This window comes from Aminobacter sp. AP02, from assembly GCF_003148805.1.
In the GTDB taxonomy this organism is placed as follows: Bacteria; Pseudomonadota; Alphaproteobacteria; order Rhizobiales; family Rhizobiaceae; genus Aminobacter.
The window spans coordinates 50311-67272 of the sequence record NZ_QGGX01000006.1; the positions used below are offsets into that span (position 1 = coordinate 50311).

Below are 16962 nucleotides of genomic sequence, written 5' to 3' on the forward strand. Positions count from 1 at the left end.
GAGATCCGGCGCGATGCCGACTCCGGCGCCATTAGGCTGGCGACTAGCGCATCACCATTCGAGCAAATGACGCATCCTTGGGCAATTGCGCATTTCCACAAACCCTGCGAAACTGCTGGCACTGAGCAGAGGCGCGACGCATGAATTCCCGGACAGAAAACGCAAGGCTCGACGAGGCCGCCCGCGCGGGATGGCTCTATTACGTCGCAGGCAACACCCAGGACCAGATCGCAACGAAGCTTGGCGTGTCGCGCCAGAGCGCACAGCGCCTAGTGTCGCTTGCCATGTCCGAAGGCCTGATCAAGGTTCGCGTCGATCACCCGATCGCCAACTGCCTCGACCTTGCCGCGCGACTGCGCTCGCGCTTCGCGCTTGATTTGGTCGAGGTCACGCCAAGCGATCCGGACTCGTCGTCGACGACGATCGGCATCGCTCAGGCCGCCGCGGCCGAGATCGAAAAATGGCTACGCTCTGCAGAACCGATCGTCATGGCGATCGGTACTGGCCGTACGCTGAAGGCTGCGATCGAACAGCTGCCGCCGATGGAATGCCCGCACCACAAGGTGGTTTCGCTGACCGGCAACATCTCGCCGGATGGCTCGGCGGCGTTCTACAACGTCATCTTCAACATGGCAGATACGATCAAGGCGCGCAGCTTTCCCATGCCCTTGCCGGCCATCGCCTCTTCGCCGGAAGAGCGGAAAATGCTGCATAGCCAGCCGCTGATCCAGCCGACGCTGGCGCTGGCGGCGCAAGCCGACGTTACCTTCGTCGGCGTCGGCGACATGGGCCCCAAGGCGCCACTCTACGAAGACGGCTTCATCACCGAAGCCGAACTCAAAGCGCTGCAGAAGGCGGGTGCCGTCGGCGAGATCGTCGGTTGGGCCTTTGACCGCGACGGCCGGTTGATCGACGGCATCACCAACGATCGCGTCGCCTCCGCCCCCCTGCCCTCACGCGAACGCTCGCTGGTCGTGGCGCTCGCCATGGGCGAACGCAAGCTGCCGGGCATACTGGCCGCCATCACCCGCCGCCTCGTCAATGGCCTCATCACCGACGAGAGCACCGCAGCCGCCTTGCTGGCCGGCTGAGCCAAATCCCCGACAATTTGGGCGGCAGCCGCCGTCCTGAATACTTGGCGCGTCCGCATCTGGGCGGCACGCGTGAACGCTCTAGTGTTCATATCCTGAGCATTCGGCGCATTCGTGGGCAGTCGCGGATCGCGCGTGCCCACATTCCAGCTTGACATAAATCAGATCAGATGAATAATTGCCCATAGCCGAGGCAAATGCTCACCTTGGCCTTTGGGAGGAAATCGATGAAACTAAACACGCTCTTCCTGGGCTTGTGCGGAGCGAGCGCGCTTGCGTTTGCCGCTCATGCCGAGACCATCACCATCGCCACGGTCAACAATGGCGACATGGTCCGCATGCAGAAGCTGACGGACGACTTCACCGCCAAGAACCCCGACATCCAGCTCGAATGGGTCACGCTCGAAGAGAATGTGCTGCGCGAGCGCGTCACCACCGACATCGCCACCAAGGGCGGCCAGTACGACGTGATGACGATCGGCACCTATGAGGTTCCGATCTGGGCCAAGCAGCAGTGGCTGCTGCCCCTCGACGGTCTCGGCGCCGATTACGATACCGCCGACATCATTCCGGCAATCGCCGGCGGCCTTTCGGTAGATGGCAAGCTCTATGCCGCACCGTTCTATGGCGAGAGCTCGTTCGTCATGTACCGCAAGGACCTTATGGAGAAGGCCGGGCTCACCATGCCCGATGCGCCGACCTGGGATTTCATCGCCGACGCGGCGCGCAAGATGACCGACCGGGCTGCCGACATCAATGGCATCTGCTTGCGTGGCAAGGCCGGCTGGGGCGAGAACATGGCCTTCCTGACCGCCATGTCCAACTCTTTCGGCGCGCGCTGGTTCGATGAGAAGTGGCAGCCCCAGTTCGACCAGCCGGAATGGAAGAAGACCCTCCAGTTCTATGTCGACCTGATGAAGGATGCCGGCCCGTCGGGCGCCTCCTCCAACGGCTTCAATGAGAACCTGGCGCTGTTCCAGCAGGGCAAGTGCGGCATGTGGATCGACGCCACCGTCGCTGCCTCCTTCGTCTCCAATCCAAAGGACTCGACGGTCGCCGACAAGGTCGGCTACGCCCTCGCTCCCGACACCGGTCTCGGCAAGCGTGGCAACTGGCTCTGGGCATGGTCGCTCGGCATTCCCGCCGGCACGCAGAAGGCCGAGGCAGCGCAGAAGTTCGTCTCCTGGGCGACCAGCAAGGCCTATCTCGAGCTCGTCGCCTCCAAGGAAGGCTGGGCCAATGTGCCGCCCGGCACACGCACCTCGCTCTACAACAACCCCGAGTACCAGAAGGCCGCGCCCTTCGCCAAGATGACACTCGACTCGATCAACTCGGCCGACCCGACCAAGCCCACCGTCAAGCCGGTGCCCTATGTCGGCGTCCAGTTCGTCGCCATTCCCGAGTTCCAGGGCCTGGGCACGACAGTTGGCCAGCTGTTCTCGGCGGCACTTGCCGGACAGTCGAGCGTCGACGACGCGCTTGCCGGTGCCCAGACCGCCGCTGTCCGCGAGATGACCCGTGCCGGCTACATAAAATAGGCATCCTCCCGATGCCTGGCCGTCCGGTTTCCCAGTCCGGACGGCCCCTTTCCGCTCGAAACATCTTCTGATCGAAGGCGGTGAAAGCCATGGCTACTCGACAGACCCGTACGCTCGCGCGCCTGATGATGGCGCCATCGGTGATCCTGCTTTTCATCTGGATGATCGTGCCGCTGGCCATGACGTTGTGGTTCTCCTTCTTGAACTACAACCTGCTCAACCCGGCCAATGTCAGCTTCGCCGGCCTGTTCAACTACAAATATTTCTACACCGACCCGGCCTTCTTCCAGTCGATCTGGAACACGCTGGTTCTGGTCGTCGGCGTGCTGCTGATCACCGTCATCGGCGGCATCGCCCTGGCGCTGCTGCTCGACCAGCCGATGTTCGGCCAAGGCATCGTGCGCATCCTTGTCATCTCACCCTTCTTCGTCATGCCGCCGGTGGCGGCACTGGTGTGGAAGAACATGATCATGCACCCCGGCTATGGTGTGTTCGCCGACATCGCCAGGTTCTTCGGCGCCCAGCCTGTCGACTGGTTCGCGCAATATCCTCTGTTTTCGATCATCATCATCGTCGCCTGGCAATGGCTGCCCTTCGCGACGCTGATCCTGCTGACCGCTCTGCAATCGCTCGACGGCGAGCAGAAGGAAGCGGCCGAGATGGATGGCGCGGGCTTCATCAGCCGCTTCATCTACCTGACGATACCGCACATCTCGCGCGCCATCACAGTGGTCATCCTGATCCAGACGATCTTCTTGCTCGGCGTCTACGCGGAGATTCTCGTCACCACCAATGGCGGCCCGGGCTACGCGTCGACCAACCTGCCCTTCCTGATCTATCGGACGGCGCTTCTTGGCTACGACGTCGGCGGCGCATCGGCCGGCGGCATCATCGCGGTCATCCTCGCCAACATCGTCGCCTTCTTCCTGATGCGCGCCGTAGGCAAGAACCTGGACAAGTGAGGAGCAACCCATGGCACGCGCCGTCTCGACCAATCGCAAGATCGGCTTCACAGTCGCCGCCTGGGTGGTTGCGCTGCTGATCTTCTTCCCGATCCTCTACACCATCATCACCAGCTTCAAGTCGGAGACCGAAGCCATCGCCGGCTTCAGCCTGATCCCGTCGGGCACGCTGGAGAGCTACGCCGAGGTCCAGGCCCAGAGCAACTATTTCAAGTTCTTCCTGAACTCGGTGATCATCGCGGTCGGCTCGACCATCCTTGCGCTGCTGATCGCCATTCCCGCGGCCTGGTCGATGGCATTTTCTCCCACCAAACGCACCAAGGACGTCCTGATGTGGATGCTATCCACCAAGATGATGCCGGCAGTTGCGGTTCTGGTACCGATCTACCTGATCTTCCGTGACACCGGCCTGCTGGATAGCCACATCGGCCTCACCGTCATGCTGATGCTGATCAACCTGCCGATCGTGGTGTGGATGCTCTACACCTATTTCCGCGAGATTCCCGGCGAGATCCTGGAGGCGGCACGCATGGATGGCGCCTCGCTGTGGGGCGAGATCGTCTACGTGCTGACGCCGATGGCCGTGCCCGGCATCGCATCCACGATGCTGCTCAACATTATCCTGGCCTGGAACGAGTCGTTCTGGACGATCCGCCTGACGACCACCAACGCGGCACCGCTGACTGCCTTCATCGCCTCCTTCTCAAGCCCGCAAGGCCTGTTCTGGGCGAAGCTGTCGGCGGCATCGACGCTGGCCATCGCACCGATCCTGATCATGGGCTGGTTCTCCCAGCGCCAACTTGTCCGCGGCCTGACTTTCGGCGCCGTGAAGTAGACGAACCCGCGGGAGGAAACCATGGGCAACATCAACCTCAAGAAAGTGTCGAAATCCTTCGGCGCGACAACCATCATCCCCAATATCGACCTGGAGATCGAAGACGGCGAGTTCGTCGTCTTCGTGGGACCATCGGGTTGCGGCAAGTCGACCTTGCTCAGGCTGATCGCCGGTCTGGAGGACACAACCTCCGGCACCATCGACATCGACGGCCGCGACGTCACCGGCGAGGCCCCAGCCAAGCGCCGGCTGGCGATGGTGTTCCAGTCCTATGCCCTCTACCCGCATATGAGCGTCTACAAGAACATCGCCTTTCCGCTGAAGATGGCCGGCGACGATCCAGCCGTCATCGACAAGAAGGTCAAGGATGCTGCTCGCGTTCTGAACCTGACAAACTATCTCGAACGCCGGCCGGGCCAGCTCTCGGGGGGCCAGCGCCAGCGCGTCGCCATTGGCCGCGCAATCGTGCGCCAGCCCTCGGCATTCCTGTTCGACGAACCACTGTCGAACCTCGACGCGGCCCTGCGCGGCACGATGCGCCTGGAGATCAGCGAACTGCACCATCAGCTAAAGACGACGATGATCTACGTCACCCACGACCAGGTCGAAGCGATGACCATGGCCGACAAGATCGTGGTGCTGAATGCCGGCAACATCGAGCAGGTCGGCTCGCCGATGGACCTCTACAAGACGCCGAAAAACCTGTTTGTCGCTGGCTTCATCGGCTCGCCCAAGATGAATCTGATCAATGGCGCGGCCGCGGCAAAGCACGGCGCGACGACCATCGGTGTCCGGCCCGAACATCTCGCAATCTCGACCACGTCGGGTGAATGGAAAGCGATGGTGGGCGTCGCCGAGCACCTTGGCTCCGACACTTTCCTGCATGTGCACGCCGACGACGTCGGTTCGCTGACCGTGCGCGCCGACGGCGAGATCGGCGTGCGTCACGGCGAAACGATCTTCCTTACCCCGAGCGCCACCAAGATCCACCGCTTCGGCACTGACGGGAGGGCCATGTGAGCGACAGGCTTAAGGGCAAGTCGGCGCTGATAACAGGTGCTGCGCGCGGGATCGGCCGGGCCTTCGCCGAGGCATATGTCGGCGAAGGCGCGGTGGTCGCGATCGGCGACATCAATCTTGAGGCCGCCGAAAAGACGGCTGCCGAGATCGGCCCGTCGGCCTATGCGGTCAAGCTCGACGTCACCGACCAGGCCTCGATCGACGCGGCGGTGAAGGCGGTTGAAGCAAAAGCGGGCGGGATCGATATCCTGGTCAACAACGCCGCACTGTTCGACCTCGCGCCCATCGTCGAGATTTCGAGATCGAGCTTCGACAAGCTGTTTGCCGTCAATGTAGCAGGCACGCTGTTTACCCTGCAGGCTGTCGCCCGTGCGATGATCGCGCGTGGGCGGGGCGGCAAGATCGTCAACATGGCAAGCCAGGCCGGCCGGCGCGGCGAAGCGCTGGTGGCCGTATATTGCGCCACCAAGGCCGCCGTCATCAGCCTGACCCAGTCGGCAGGGTTGGACCTGATCAAGCACGGCATCAACGTCAATGCCATTGCGCCTGGCGTCGTCGATGGCGAGCATTGGGATCACGTCGACGCGCTGTTTGCCAAATATGAAGACCGGCCCAAAGGCGAAAAGAAACGCCTTGTTGGGGAAGGTGTACCCTTTGGCCGCATGGGCACGGCACAGGACCTTGTCGGCATGGCGATTTTCCTCGCCGGACCGGAGAGCCAATACATCGTCGCCCAGACCTACAACGTCGATGGCGGCAACTGGATGAGTTGAACAAAGCGCTCCTTTTCCCCTTCAACCTTCGCCCGTGAAGCAGGCGAAGGCATCGGAGACGTGTGCGCTGAACCGCAACCAAGAAAGCGTCGAACCATGCCCGTGAAACTCTCCCGAGCGAATCTCGGCCAGCTTCCCGCCAACGTCGCGCGTCCGACATACGACCGCTCGTTGCTCACCGCAGGCATCGTGCATTTCGGCGTCGGCAATTTCCACCGTTCGCATCAGGCAGTCTATCTCGACGCGCTGTTCAACATGGGCGTCGGTCATGACTGGGCGATCGTTGGCGCTGGCGTTTTCGACGGCGAAAAGGTTGGCCGCGCAAAACTGGCTGAGCAGGACTGGTTGACCACCGTGGTGGAACAAGACAGCGGCCATATGAGCGCCCTCGTCACCTCGGTCATGATCGATTTCCTGACACCCGGCGATGCCGCAGCCATCGTCGAACAACTGGCCGACCCGGCCATCCGCATCGTTTCGCTGACGATCACCGAGGGTGGTTATTTCATCGACCCGGCGTCCGGAGTGTTCAACCCGGCCCACCCCGATATTGTCGCGGACGCTGAAAACATCACGGCACCCAAGACCGTGTTTGGCATCATCCTGGCCGGACTCATGCGGCGGCGCGAAGACGGCGTGGTGCCCTTCACCGTGATGTCCTGCGACAACATCCCCGGCAACGGCCACGTCACATCCGACGCGATGGTCGGGCTTGCCGGACTGGTCGACGAAACGCTGGCGGACTGGGTCAGCAAGCACGTCGCCTTTCCCAACAGCATGGTCGATCGCATCACGCCTGCCACCACAGATCGCGAACGCACGATCCTGAGCAGTGATTTTGGCGTCGAGGACAACTGGCCTGTGTTCTGCGAGCCGTTCAAGCAATGGGTGATGGAGGACCGTTTCACCGATGGGCGGCCGGCGCTGGAAAAGGTCGGCGTGCAGTTCGTGCATGACGTCGCGCCCTTCGAATTGATGAAGATCCGCATCCTCAATGGCGGCCATGCGACCATCGCCTATCCCTCCGGCCTGATGGACATTCATTTCGTCCACGAGGCAATGGAAAATCCGCTCGTGCGCGCCTTCCTGGCCAAGCTCGAGCGCGAGGAGATCATGCCCACCGTGCCACCGGTGCCGGGCGTTGTTCTGGAAGAGTATTGCCAACTCATCGAGCGGCGCTTTTCCAACCCGAAGATTGGCGACACGGTTCGCCGCCTGTGCCTCGACGGATCCAACAGGCAGCCGAAGTTCATCATTCCGACGATCGCCGACCGCCTGAAGACGGGCAACGGCATAGCGGGTCTAGCGCTCGAATCCGCGCTCTGGTGCCGCTATTGCTTCGGCACCACGGATTCAGGCGCCGTGATCGAACCAAACGACCCCAATTGGGATCGGCTGCTTGCTACCGCGACGGCTGCCAAGGGTTCGCCGCAAACCTGGCTTGCGATGGAAGACATCTATGGCGAGGTCGGCAAATCACCCGCCTTCGCCGAAGCCTTCGCCCATAGCCTGGATGCGCTTTGGAAGCTGGGCACGAAAGAGACCCTGACGCGTTACCTCGGCGACGACCTCTGAGCCAAGTCAGAGCTGCCACTGCCCGCTGGAATTGCTTTTGGCGCACATATAGACTGCGCGTCATGGTGTTGTTTCGCGCATTTTTACATCATGTGAGTTTGCGGCGATTTCCGTCCGGCAGCATAGGCATGGCCGGGATTTCCACGGCGATGTCATCCTGATGGCCGCCTATCTTTGCGCCGTGGACGTAGGCACCGGCAGCACACGCGCAGGCATTTTCAACCATACCGGAAAACTTCTCGGCCGCGCCGAACGTCCCATCGCCATGAACCGCTCGACTTCGGGCCAGTGCGAGCACGATTCCGAAGACATCTGGTCGGCCGTGTGTGAGGCGGTCCGTGAAGCCCGCAGTGCCGCCAATGTCGATGCGGGCGACATCGCCGGCATCAGTTTCGACGCGACATGCTCGACCGTGTTCAGGGGCAAGCTTGGCGATCAGGTCAGCGTGTCCGACTGCGGCAACGATCGCTGGGACACTATCGTCTGGCTCGACCATCGCGCGCTGGCGGAGGCCGACGAGTGCACCGCCACCCGCCATGAAGTGCTCGGCTATGTCGGCGGCGTGATGTCGCCGGAGATGGCGACGCCCAAGCTGATGTGGGTCAAGCGTCACCTGCCCCAAAGCTGGGCCAGGACCGGTCGGCTGTTCGACCTCGCGGATTTCCTCACACACAAAGCCTGCGGGTCGTTCGCCCGCTCGCAATGCACACTCACCGCCAAATGGACCTACCTCGCCCATGAACGCGAAGCGTGGCGCCACGATTTCTTCGCCGCGGTTGGTCTCGGCGACATCTTCGAGCATGCCGGTTTGCCCGAGCGGGCAAGCTCGGTTGGCGCAGATCTCGGGCCGCTCACGCCAACTGCCGCCGAAGCGCTAGGCCTGACCACAACTTGCCGCGTCGGAGCCGGACTGATTGACGCATTTGCCGGTGCCATCGGCGTCATTGGCGGACGAACCGATATTGACCGTCACCTCGCGCTTATTGCCGGCACATCGAGCTGCATCATGGCGATGTCGGCAGAGCCTCGCGCCTTTGCCGGCGTCTGGGGCCCCTATTTCGGCGCAGCCCTGCCTGGCCTGTGGCTGAGCGAAGGCGGCCAGTCGGCAACCGGCGCCCTGCTCGACCACATCATCCGCTGGCACGGCGCCGGTGGCGAGCCCGATATTGCCATGCATCAGCGCATCACCGAGCGCATCATGCAGTTGCGAACGCTGGAAGGGCTGGACCTTGCCGGGCGCCTGCACGTGCTGCCCGACTTCCACGGCAACCGCTCGCCGCTGGCCGACCCGCATGCGCTTGGCGTGATCAGCGGGTTGACGCTCGATTCGTCCTTCGACAGCCTGTGCCGGCTCTACTGGCGCACGGCCGTCGCCATCGCGCTCGGCCTTCGCCATGTGCTCGATGCGCTCAACGCCAATGGCCACGGCATCGACACGTTGCACGTTACCGGCGGCCATACACGCAACCCGTTGCTGATGGAACTTTACGCCGACGCCACCGGCTGCACCGTCGTCGAACCGATTGGCGGCGACGCCGTTCTGCTGGGAACCGCCATGGCGGCGGCCGCAGCGGCGGGACTCTATCCAAGCCTCACCGAAGCCTGTGCCGCCATGCGCCAGGAAGGACGCGCGCGCAGGCCAAATGCATCGGCACAGGAACGCTTCGATCGCGACTACCGCGTGTTCCTCGAAATGCAGCGCCAGCGCAAGGCCATCGACGCGCTTGCCTGATGGCCGTCGGAAGGGCTTGCGTGCCCCGTACTCAACACCTGCTGCTGGCGCGGCGGCCCGCCAGGGACGCCGCGCCAGGGCGCTTGCTTAAGCCGCCGCAAATCCGTCGCGGCACAAGCCGTTGAGCTGCTCCAGCGACATCGCGTCGATGTCGAGCGCTGTCAGCAGGTCGTTCTCGGCATTGAAGTCGCGGCCATACATCGCCGAGAAGATGCGTACGCCGGCTTCGTGCAGCTCGGCGGGATAACCCGCAAGGCGGCCGATCTTGGCGGTCATGACGAGGCCGAAAGGCACGTCCTCGGTAACATAGCGGCTGTCGGCAGTGGTCGGGCCGGTGCCGCCGTTTCCGGCTTCGTGCATCTCCTGGTTCATCTGCGAGATCGAGCTCATAGGCACGTGGAACGACAGGTGGAAGTGCTGGAAGATGTTGCGCACTTCAAGACCGAGCTTGGTGGCGATTGCGATGCGCTCCTCGTCGAGCTGTTCCAGCAGACGGCCGACATTCGGCGTGACGTTCTGGCCCTGGCTCCAGTTCTCGCCGCGCTCCATGCGCGTCATGTTGCCGAGCGCGATGCCCATGTGGTTCTGGGGGTTGAGGTTGGACAGCGCGATCGCCATCAGGCTGCCCCTGTCGACGAAGCGGTCGCCGAACAACGCCTGGCAGACTGCGAAGCCGTCGGCGCTGCGCGAAGCCGGCACCGTGGCCAGATCGACCTTCTTGCGTACCGTGTTGACGTTGACCAGCGTCGGGCTGAGCTGGCGGCCGGACACGACTGTCGTGCCCCAGCCGACGATCGGCGCAACGACGCCGCGCTTGGCCAGCAGGCGCGACAAGTAGAGCGCGCCGAAGGACGCGTGCGAGCTGATGATGACGGTCTGGTCGGCCCTGACATAGGGCGCGATGGCGTCCAGCACGGCCTTGTGGCCATAGGCCGGCAGCGCGATCACTATTGCTTCCGCACCGGCGACGAGTTCCTCCGTGCTTGCAGCGGCTGCCGGATGGAAGGTTCCTTCGACGGCACCCTGGGCAACCAGCGCTTCGCCGTTTGCCAGCGCCTTGGTGCGCTCGCCAGATGGCGACCACAGTGTCGCGTGATGTCCCTGCTGTTCGAGAAACACCGCCGTTCCAAAGGCGATCGAACCTGCGCCAACAATACCTACCTGCATTCCAACATTCCCTTTTGGATCAAATTCGTTTTGGGCCCGGCAGCCGCCCTGCAGGCGTGACCGGGTCGTTCATTTCGGACGTATCAACGCCCGCGTCGTACTGCTGCCGACTTCGCCTGATGCGACAACCAGAAATGCCCGTGCCCCGACCGGGCCGACACTGGTCAGCGAATGCGGCACATCGCCGGCGTATCGGGCCGTCTCACCGGCGCGCACGATCATCTCGTTGCCCGCACTGCGGACGACGATCTCGCCTTCGGTGCAATGCAGATGCTCGATAGTGCCGGCTCCGTGCGGATCGCTGATCAGCTTGCCCTTGAGCTCGAAGTTCAGCAGGTACCATTCGATCAGCGGCACCATGCCGGCCGGCGACAGTATCTGTAGCGTGCAACTTCCATCGGCGCTGCGGATCGTCGGCGTCAGGTTCTCCGGCTGCAGATCGATCCTGTCGCCGCGCTCTTCGGAAGCACCGCTGATCAGGCTGTTGAGGTCGATGCCGAGCGCCCGGGTGAGATGCCAAAGCGTGCCGTAGGTCGGATTGGCGTTGCCGCGCTCGATCTCAGATAGCATCGAACGCGACACGCCCGATCTCGTCGCAAGGTCGGCGAGCGTCAGGTTCTGCTGCTTGCGGTACGCTTGCAGGCGTGGCCCGATTTCCGGCGGATTGACCGAATGCATGTTCATTCCGATGCTCCTTCCGACGCCTCGGGCAATTATTCGGCGAGCGGCTCTCCAAGGGTGTGCATGAGCCGGTTGGCCCAGCCAAACAGCGACGATGACAGAATGAGGTCGAGGATCTCGTCCTTGCCGAGACCGGCATCGACCAGCGCCTGCATGTCCGAGGCATCGGCATCGGAGGGGCATTTCGATAGCTTGACCGAAAAGTCGAGGATCGCCTTCAGCCGCGGCGAAATCTCGGCCTCTGTACCGTCGGCGAAGATCGCCGCAATGACGCTCTCGTCCTTGGTCAACTGGTTGTAGCGGCTGGCGTGCACGGCGGCGCAATAGATGCAGCGGTTGACGATCGAGGCGCCGACAGCGCCGATCTCACGCTCGGCGCGCGACAGGCCACCCTTGTTGTACATCACCCCGTTGAACAGCGGCGAGCGGTGCGTCAGCGTCTCGACGTCATGCGCCAGCACCAGCACGTAGTCCGACACCTTGGTGTTGGACGGCGTGACCTTGAGCGCTTCTAGCTGCGCGGGACTGGCCTCGGCGAGGTCGAGCGGCCTGACGTAAGGCTTCCACTCGGGGATTGCCGTGGTGAATTCGTGGACGACCTTGCTCATGCCAACCCCCGCATCAGCCGCAGCCCGGCGGCGACCCTGATCTGATAGCTGCAGAAGGCGACCAGCTCCGACAACCGCACGATGTCGGCATCAGTAAGGCCCGCCTCCTGCAGCAGTTCGATGTCGCGGCGTGTCGCATCCTTGGGCGCATGCGCCACCAGGTCGACGTGCCGGATCAGCGCCTTGAAGCGCGCATTGTTGCCGCCATCGAACCAGATGTCGGCAATGCGCGCGGTGTCGCCTGACGCACCGGCCTTTTCAAGCAAGGCTTCGAAATGTTCCTCGAAGTCCTTGTCGTCATTGATCTTGGCGATGCGGCACGCAAGGGCCGCCCGCTCGGCATGCGACAGCCCGCCCGGCTCGACCGGCGTCAACGCACCGTCATGCGTCTGCTGCGTCAACGCCATGATGTCAGCGCGACCGGCCACCACCGCCGCCAACTCGCTGCCAGGCTCGACACCGACGATTCCGGCAATCACATCCTTGTTCTCGGCCATGCCGTCCTCCTATGCCTGCTTGCGGACGGCTGTCCGCTGGTCGTCCGGCAAGGGCGATGCCGTCCACTCGTCGCCGCGCAGTTCGGGCGTGTCGTAGTCGAGCAGCCGCTGCCAGTACTGGCCGAAATTCTCGGTGTAGAGTTTTGCGGCGATCTCGCGCGCCAGCCACGCCGCCCCTTCGCTGATGCCGGGGATGTCGCCGCTCATCTTGCCTAGGCTGGCGGCAGCGCCCGAGTTGAAGCTGTGGATGTTGGCGAGCCACGGCGCCTGCCCCGGCTCACGCTCAAGGAAGGTGAAGTCGTTGGCCAGGTAGGGGTAGTTGCCGAGATCGCCATTCTCCTCGCCTTCCGGCGGGGTGAAGCGATCCTGCCACAAGAGGATCTTGTCGGCGTAGCCGTCGAGTTCCTTTCGCGCGAGCGGATCGACGCTAAAGCCGGTACCAAGGATCAGGAAGTCGCAGCGAACGGCCTTGCCTTGCGAAGTCGAGATGACGATCTCGTCGCCTTCGATCTCGGTCTTTTCGACGGCCGCATCAAAATGGAAGTAGGCGTTCGGATGCCTGCTTACGCGCATCGTCGAACCACGTGGCGCCGGCGTCTGGGTGCGTAGCGAGTAGTTCATGATCTGCCAGCGCCTGGCATCGCTCAACTGCGGAAAGGCAGCGGTGAAGCCAAACGAGCCGATGCCCATCAGCTTGTTGATGCAAGGCATCTCCTTGCGCCGGATCAGATGACGCACTTCAACGGCCCCTGCCTCGAGCGCCTCGGCGGCGTTGTCCACGGCGGAAGCTCCCACGCCGACGACCACGACGCGCTTGCCACGCAAGGCGGCGAAGTCGATTTCGTCGGACGAATGCGCCCAGTATTTGCGCGGCAACCCGTCGACGAAGCCGGGAATGCTCGGATGGCCCATGCCGTCGCGGCCGGTCGCCATCACCACCTTGCGGGCCAGCACCGATTTTTCGCGCGCGCCCTCGCCGGCAAGGTTCAGGCGCATCAGTTCGCCCTCGGGTACAACGGACTTGACCTCAACGCCATTTTCTACCGGCAATTCAAGCACCTTGCGGTACCAGCGCAGGTATTCCATCCACATCGGGCGCGGGATCTTGTCGAGTTCGGCCCAGCTGTCGTTGCCGAACTGGGCGACGTACCAGGCACGGAAGGTCAGAGACGCCATGCCATAGGCCGGACCAAGCAGTTGCTTGGGCGAGCGCAGCGTCTCCATGCGAGCATAGGTCAGCCACGGCCCTTCGAATCCAACCGGGCTACGGTCGAAGATACGAATGTTCTGGATACCCGCTCCGATCAACGCGAAGCTTGCGACCAGGCCACACATGCCCCCGCCAATGACGACGACGTCGTGGACATGTTCTTCGGCAGCAGTCGGCACGACCCAGTTTGCCGGCGGATAGCACAGGCAGGCCAGGTCGTCGCGAACGCGCTGTTCGAGTTCTTCCAATCCGCCGGCGGTGGACTGGAGTGGTGCGGATAAATCAAACGCCATGGTGATCTGCCTGTTGCCCACGCCAAACGGCCCGGGCGTCCTTCCTCAGTTGTGCGCGTGGCGGTCAGGAATGACCGTGGTGGTCTCAGGCTTCCAGCCAACCCAGACGTCGTCGCCGGAAAGCTGGGCAACATCAGAGGGATGCACGAGCGCGTTAAGCAGCGCGCCGTCGCCAACTTCCACCGAAAGCGATGTGTGGTTGCCCTTGAACACACGCTGACGGACCTTGCCCTTGATGCGGTTGCCGGTCGCCGGCTCGTCTGCCGAACAGTGGATCGCCTCGGGACGCAGCACGACATAGAGGTTGTCGCCGGCCTTGGGAGCGAGCCCGCCAGGCGCCGCCTTGATGGTGACGCCGTTCCAGCTCAGGGCGGCCGTATCGCCTTCGGTGCCGACAACGGTGCTGCGGAGCAGATTTGTCTCGCCAATGAAGTTGGCGACGAACACCGAGCCGGGGCGGCCATACAACGTGTTCGGATCGCCCATCTGCTCGATGCGGCCCTTGTTCATGACCACGATCGTGTCTGACATGGTCAGCGCCTCTTCCTGGTCGTGGGTCACGAACATGAAGGTCTTGCCGGTCTTTTCCTGGATCGACTTGAGCTCGATCTGCATCTGCTGGCGCAGCTTGGCGTCGAGCGCCGACAGCGGCTCGTCGAGCAGCAGCACTTCCGGATCGGGTGCCAGTGCGCGCATCAGCGCTACGCGCTGGCGCTGGCCGCCGGAAAGCTCGGAAGGCAGTCGCTTGGCGTAGTCCTGCAACTGGACCAGTTCGAGCAGCTCGTTCACCCGGCGATGGATATGCTGGTTGTCGAACCCCTTGAGCTCGAGGCCAAAGGCGATGTTCTTGGCAATCGTCATATGCGGGAACAGCGCATAGTCCTGGAAGACAATGTTGACGTTGCGCTTGTTGGGCGGAACGCGCGTCACGTCCTTGCCGCCCAGCAGGATACGGCCGGAGTTCGGTGTCTCGAAACCGCCGAGCATGCGCAGCGAGGTCGACTTGCCGCAGCCGGAGGGGCCGAGCAGCGTGACGAACTTGCCAGCCTCGATGCTCAGGTTCAGGTTCTCGACGGCAACATGCTTGCCGTAGCTCTTGGTGACGTTGTCGAACTGGAATACGGGTTGCATCAGCGGGTCCTCGCGCGGCGGGTAAGGTACTCGGCGTAAAGTCCGACGGCGGCGGTAACCACCAGGACGAGTGTCGCCATTGCGTTGATTTCGGGAGACATGCCGCCCTGCACCTTGGCGAAGATCAGCATGGGAAGGGTCGGGCGATAGCCGCCAAGGAAGAAGGTGCGGACAAAGTCGTCGATCGACAACAGCACGCAGAAGATCATGCCGCCAACCAGCGCCGGCCCGAGATAGGGCAGCGTGACGCGGAAGAAGGCAACGACGCTGTCGGCACCGAGGTCACGCGCGGCATCGACGAGATTGCCAGGCATGGAGCGCAGGCGGGTCAGCGCCATCACGACCACGAAGGGCACTGCGTGCACGGTGTGGCCCAGAATGATCGCGGCCGTTCCAGTCGGCATGTCGATGGTCGAGATGAAGATGCGCATGGAAATCGCCGAGATCATGCCGGGCACGACAGCCGGAAGGCAGGCGAGCGCGAAGATGATGACCTGGCCCTTGATGCCTTCGGCAACGATCAGCATGGCAATCCAGGTGCCAAGCGTGGTTGCGGCCAGCGTCGAGGCGGCGGCGATCATCACCGAATACAGGCAGGCTTCCAGGAACTGCTTGTCCTGCATGACCTTGGCGTACCAGTCGAGCGTCCAGTCGCCGATCGGGAAAGCGACGAAATTGGCGTCCTTGAAGCTCATCGCCATCATCAGCGTGAGCGGCAGCAGCAGATAGAGTAGGAAGGCCCAGTAGAACGCGGTCAGCGTCGTGCGCGGCGCGTCGGAAAACATGTTGCGCATCAGAATGCACTCCTTTTCTTGCCGCCGACGAGGCGCATGAAGATGCCCGCGGTGATCAGGGCCGTGACCAGCATGATCAACGCGAAGGCAGCACCGACCGGCCACTTGTCGCTGGCGCCATGGAAGAACCCGCTGATCGTCTCGGGGAAGAGCACTGTGTTTGGGCCGCCCAGCAGCATGGGAGTTGCGAACACGCCGATGCACGTCAGGAACACGAGGCTGCAGCCCGAAACGATACCGTCCTTGGACAGCGGCAGGATGATCCTGCGGAAACGGGTGAACGGACCGGCACCAAGATCGGCGGCCGCGTCCAGATACTGGGAGGGAATCTTCTCGATTGCCGAGTAGAGCGGCAGAAGCATGTAGAGGCAGATCAGGTAGACCAGGCCGAAGCCAAGCGAGAACGACGTGTAGAGCATCGGAATCGGTCGGTCGATCAGCCCGATCTCGCGCAGCAGCACGTTGACCGCGCCACGGTTGGCCAAGAGCATGATTACCGAGAAGGTGCGGATCAGCTCACCTGCCCAGAACGGCACCAAAAGCAGCAGCAGCGCCTTGGAGCGGCCTTCCGGCTTGACCACCTTGGCGACGTAATAGGCGACCGGATAGACCACCACCAGCGTGATCGCTGTCGCTGCCGTTGCGAATATGAAGCTCTTGATCAGCGGGGTGAAGTACAGCGATTCACTGAAGAAGATCGCGTAGTTGTCGAAGGTGAAATGCGATTCCACGCCGGGCTGGACCGGGTAGTGCGACATCAGGCTAATCTTCAGCATCTGATAGATCGGCCCGACATGCAGCATGATCAGCCAGATCAGCGGCACGCCAGCCAGCAGGATGATCCTGCCGATGCGCGACTCCACCGCGGCCCCCAGCGTGTGCCGGTAGAGCGCGGAGTTGACCACCTTGGCGATGCCGGTCGAATATCTGGGCACGGACGCATCGCGTCCTGCCGCATAGCCGGCTGTCGTGTTGCTACTCACCATCAAACAATCTCGGTTGGCGCAGCCCGACTGGCGCCGCCCGGCCAGGCCGGCGGTCAGTCAATGCGCGTT

At 62.9% G+C, this 16962-nt stretch carries 16 protein-coding genes; 8 read left to right on the forward strand and 8 right to left on the reverse strand.

All coding sequences use genetic code 11. From position 1 onward, the window contains the following. Positions 1-140: 140 nt before the first annotated feature. From C8K44_RS09190 to C8K44_RS09225, 8 genes are all read left to right on the forward strand, one after another. A complete protein-coding gene (locus tag C8K44_RS09190; protein WP_109575481.1) occupies positions 141-1091 on the forward strand; it encodes a sugar-binding transcriptional regulator in 951 nt (316 codons plus the stop codon). 227 nt (positions 1092-1318) lie between these two features. After that, positions 1319-2629 carry a sugar ABC transporter substrate-binding protein gene (locus tag C8K44_RS09195; protein ID WP_109575482.1) on the forward strand — a complete coding sequence of 437 codons (1311 nt, stop codon included), beginning with the start codon at positions 1319-1321 and terminating at the stop codon, positions 2627-2629. Between the two features lie 89 nt (positions 2630-2718). Continuing rightward, the gene (locus C8K44_RS09200; protein WP_109575483.1) at positions 2719-3591 is read left to right on the forward strand and encodes a sugar ABC transporter permease; all 873 of its coding nucleotides are present in this window, start codon (positions 2719-2721) and stop codon (positions 3589-3591) included. Between the two features lie 10 nt (positions 3592-3601). Beyond that, positions 3602-4426: a carbohydrate ABC transporter permease gene (locus C8K44_RS09205; protein ID WP_109575484.1), complete on the forward strand. Its 825-nt coding sequence runs from the start codon at positions 3602-3604 to the stop codon at positions 4424-4426. Between the two features lie 21 nt (positions 4427-4447). Continuing rightward, positions 4448-5446, forward strand: a complete 999-nt coding sequence (locus C8K44_RS09210; protein ID WP_109575485.1) for an ABC transporter ATP-binding protein — start codon at positions 4448-4450, stop codon at positions 5444-5446. Then, positions 5443-6219, forward strand: a complete 777-nt coding sequence (locus C8K44_RS09215; RefSeq protein WP_109575486.1) for an L-iditol 2-dehydrogenase — start codon at positions 5443-5445, stop codon at positions 6217-6219. The genes C8K44_RS09210 and C8K44_RS09215 overlap by 4 nt, the downstream gene beginning before the upstream one ends. Before the next feature lie 96 nt (positions 6220-6315). Then, a complete protein-coding gene (locus C8K44_RS09220) occupies positions 6316-7794 on the forward strand; it encodes a mannitol dehydrogenase family protein (protein ID WP_109575487.1) in 1479 nt (492 codons plus the stop codon). Between the two features lie 160 nt (positions 7795-7954). Continuing rightward, positions 7955-9526, forward strand: coding sequence for an FGGY-family carbohydrate kinase (locus C8K44_RS09225; RefSeq protein WP_109575488.1), 1572 nt, complete (start codon positions 7955-7957; stop codon positions 9524-9526). 87 nt (positions 9527-9613) lie between these two features. On the opposite strand, the gene C8K44_RS09230 is transcribed toward C8K44_RS09225, so the two are convergent. The 8 genes from C8K44_RS09230 to C8K44_RS09265 all read right to left on the reverse strand — a co-directional run bounded on the left by C8K44_RS09230 (position 9614) and on the right by C8K44_RS09265 (position 16893). Further along, positions 9614-10693: an NAD/NADP-dependent octopine/nopaline dehydrogenase family protein gene (locus C8K44_RS09230; RefSeq protein WP_109575489.1), complete on the reverse strand. Its 1080-nt coding sequence runs from the start codon at positions 10691-10693 to the stop codon at positions 9614-9616. A gap of 69 nt (positions 10694-10762) precedes the next feature. Beyond that, positions 10763-11377: an XRE family transcriptional regulator gene (locus tag C8K44_RS09235; protein WP_199227059.1), complete on the reverse strand. Its 615-nt coding sequence runs from the start codon at positions 11375-11377 to the stop codon at positions 10763-10765. A gap of 29 nt (positions 11378-11406) precedes the next feature. Next, entirely contained in the window at positions 11407-11982 is a 576-nt protein-coding gene (locus C8K44_RS09240; protein ID WP_109575490.1) for a peroxidase-related enzyme, read from the reverse strand. Beyond that, positions 11979-12479, reverse strand: a complete 501-nt coding sequence (locus C8K44_RS09245) for a hypothetical protein (RefSeq protein WP_109575491.1) — start codon at positions 12477-12479, stop codon at positions 11979-11981. The genes C8K44_RS09240 and C8K44_RS09245 overlap by 4 nt, the downstream gene beginning before the upstream one ends. A 9-nt stretch (positions 12480-12488) precedes the next feature. Beyond that, a complete protein-coding gene (locus C8K44_RS09250; RefSeq protein ID WP_109575695.1) occupies positions 12489-13982 on the reverse strand; it encodes an NAD(P)/FAD-dependent oxidoreductase in 1494 nt (497 codons plus the stop codon). Between the two features lie 45 nt (positions 13983-14027). Further along, positions 14028-15113 carry an ABC transporter ATP-binding protein gene (locus C8K44_RS09255; protein ID WP_109575492.1) on the reverse strand — a complete coding sequence of 362 codons (1086 nt, stop codon included), beginning with the start codon at positions 15111-15113 and terminating at the stop codon, positions 14028-14030. Then, on the reverse strand, positions 15113-15907 hold the full coding sequence (locus C8K44_RS09260; protein ID WP_109575493.1) for an ABC transporter permease: 795 nt from the start codon (positions 15905-15907) through the stop codon (positions 15113-15115). The genes C8K44_RS09255 and C8K44_RS09260 overlap by 1 nt, the downstream gene beginning before the upstream one ends. Next, complete coding sequence (locus C8K44_RS09265; RefSeq protein WP_109575494.1) at positions 15907-16893, reverse strand: ABC transporter permease; 987 nt, start codon at positions 16891-16893, stop codon at positions 15907-15909. The genes C8K44_RS09260 and C8K44_RS09265 overlap by 1 nt, the downstream gene beginning before the upstream one ends. Positions 16894-16962: the final 69 nt, after the last annotated feature.